The 538-nt window shown below is 62.8% G+C and carries 1 protein-coding gene; it reads left to right on the forward strand.

Annotated elements, in window-relative coordinates:
• Window positions 1-267: 267 nt before the first annotated feature.
• A partial coding sequence (locus FS320_RS44930; RefSeq protein ID WP_162003674.1) for a transposase occupies window positions 268-538 on the forward strand: 271 nt, incomplete at its 3' end.

A 538-nucleotide genomic window follows, 5' to 3' on the forward strand; every position in this document is an offset into this window, starting at 1 on the left:
TGGCGGGTGTGGCACAGTGCAATCGGTGGCAGGGGTTGGTCTCAGCAACCAAATCCTACGCTGCTTCAAGCGCTTAAGCTACATCCGCCAGCCCTCTCCAGCCCTCTCGTGCATAAGAACGGCTAGCCCGGGATATGCCGAAGACGGAGAGGCGACTGGAGTACGCCGGAGAGGCTGCTTCAGCTTTGTCTTCGCTTCAGCAAATCCGACCTAGGTTGTACTACAGCCGGGTCTTGTGCGTTGTCTTAGACACGGAGGTGTCGCGGCATGACGCACGCAAGCGAGGCCCACCGCTGGGCCGATCAGCTGGATGATCTCGTCGCCCGAATTGCTCCCCGGTTCAGCCGCGTCGAGCCGCGCCGACGCGCCCGGGCTTATCTGCAGGGTCTACTCTCGCCGCTGGAGCGCAAAAACGGCTGGCACCTGGCCGAAGCGGCCGGCGATGCCAGCCCTGATGGCGTGCAGGATTTCCTTGCCCGCATGCATTGGGAGGCCGATGCCGTGCGCGATGATCTGCAGACCTATGTGGTCGAGCACC

Source organism: Microvirga tunisiensis, from assembly GCF_009296175.1.
GTDB lineage: Bacteria > Pseudomonadota > Alphaproteobacteria > Rhizobiales > Beijerinckiaceae > Microvirga > Microvirga tunisiensis.